This window comes from Frankia sp. CcWB2 (genome assembly GCF_977927585.1).
Genome location: NZ_CDWRCM010000107.1, coordinates 13752 through 15510 on the forward strand (window position 1 = coordinate 13752; position 1759 = coordinate 15510).

The 1759-nt window shown below is 64.1% G+C and carries 2 protein-coding genes; both read left to right on the forward strand.

What is annotated here, in order from left to right; genetic code table 11:
* Positions 1–1067 (forward strand): FxSxx-COOH system tetratricopeptide repeat protein (gene fxsT, locus ACY45C_RS12745; protein WP_462187838.1); only part of this gene is annotated, 1067 nt, incomplete at its 5' end.
* A gap of 96 nt (positions 1068–1163) precedes the next feature.
* Positions 1164–1733 (forward strand): tetratricopeptide repeat protein, encoded by a 570-nt coding sequence (locus ACY45C_RS12750; protein WP_462187839.1) that lies wholly within the window; start codon positions 1164–1166, stop codon positions 1731–1733.
* The last annotated feature ends 26 nt before the right edge of the window (positions 1734–1759 follow it).

Here is a 1759-nt window from a genome sequence, read left to right on the forward strand (position 1 = left end):
CCTATGACATCGTGTGGTGGGTCTCCGCCGAACAGCCGACCTTTCTCCAGAAGCAGCTTGGCGATCTGGCCCTTCAGCTCGGCAGCCAGGCAGAGCCGGCGCCGGGCGAAGGGGCCCTCGCCCTGGTGAATCGGCTGAGCGCGCGGCGCCGTTGGCTGCTCATTCTTGACAACCTGCCCGGCCCGATGGAGCCGGCTTCCTATCGCGCCGACGGGCGTGGCCACGTCATCATTACCTCCCGCAATCCAGCTTTCCAGGATTCGGCCGGCCGAATCGAGGTCGGCCTGTTCGAGCGGGCGGAGTCCATCAAACTGTTGCGCGCCCGGGACGCTTCGCTGAGCGTGGCGGACGCTGACCTCCTCAGCGAGACGCTGGGTGATCTCCCACTCGTACTCGCGCAGGCCGGTTCCTGGCTGGCGGAGACCGGAATGAGTATCGAGGAGTATCTCGGACTGCTGACCACGCATACTCAGTTGATACTGAGTGAGGGGCGGGCACTGCACTATCCGCAATCCTTCGCGGCGAGCTGGAGAGTAGCCATCGAACAGTTGGAACGGGAGAACCCGGCCGCCGTTCACCTGCTCCGGCTCGCCGCGTTTCTGGGCCCCGATCCGCTGCCGCTGACCTTCATCTCCAAGGCGGTCACGGCCACGAGCGAGCAGCCCGACGACGATCGGGCCGGCGATGCCGACCCGATCGTTTTTCATCGGACCGTCGCGCATCTGCGCCGCTATGGTATTGCCCGGGTATCCGGCCGGGCGATCCAGTTGCACCGCCTTGTGCAGGCGGTTCTGCGGGACCAGGTCGAGCCGATCGAACGACCGGTGCTCCGGGAGCGAGCCTGGGAGCTACTCGCCGCGACCGACCCCGGCAATCCGGATGACCCGGCCAACTGGTCGTACTACGCCGACGTGCTGCCGCATCTGCTGTCGGCCGATCATATCGCCGTCGACAGTCCGGGTAGCCGGGCCCTCGTCATGAACGCCGTCTGGTATCTCGCCGCACACGGGAACTACAAGAGCGTTCACCGGATCGCGCAGCAGGCCTATGGGGACGTAATGAAGTAACAAATACGTGATCGAGAGCATCATCGCAGGTCACAGGCCTGTGGAGGGTTCGAAACGCGCAAGTTATTTCATTTCGACTCCTATCTGCGTTGGCGTGTGCTGCTCGACCCGGATGATTATCATCAGGCCTGGGTGCGCAATCAGCTGGCCAAAGTGGAGCGTTCCATCGGCGAATTCCCGGCCGCCAGGGTTTTCGATGAGGAGGCTCTGGAGCTTTGCCGGCGCACGCTGGGCGACGACCACTCGGACACCCTCGTCTCGGCGAACAACCTCGCCGTCGACCTCAGCGGAGCCGGTCAGCATTCCGAGGCTCGGGAGCTCGACGAGGATACCTGGGAACGGCGTAAGCGGATCCTCGGCGAGTCACATCCGCAGACGCTCGGGTCCGCCAACAACCTCGTCGCGGACCTTGCCGCACTCGGCGAGTACGAGCGTGCCTTCTGGCTCTCAGTCGAAACATTGGATCGTTGCGAGCAATCGCTGGGAAACGACCATCCACTCACGCTCGCGACAGCCGCGAACCAAGCATATGTCCTGAGCGCGGTCGGCCAGCACGAGGACGCCCGCCTGCTGGAGGAGGACACCCTCGGCCGCCGGCGCAAGGTGCTGGGCGAGGATCATCCGTTGGATCTGGATCTGGATCTGGATCTGTCGCTGATCTTGTGATCGAACTGGCCCTCTCATGATCGTCT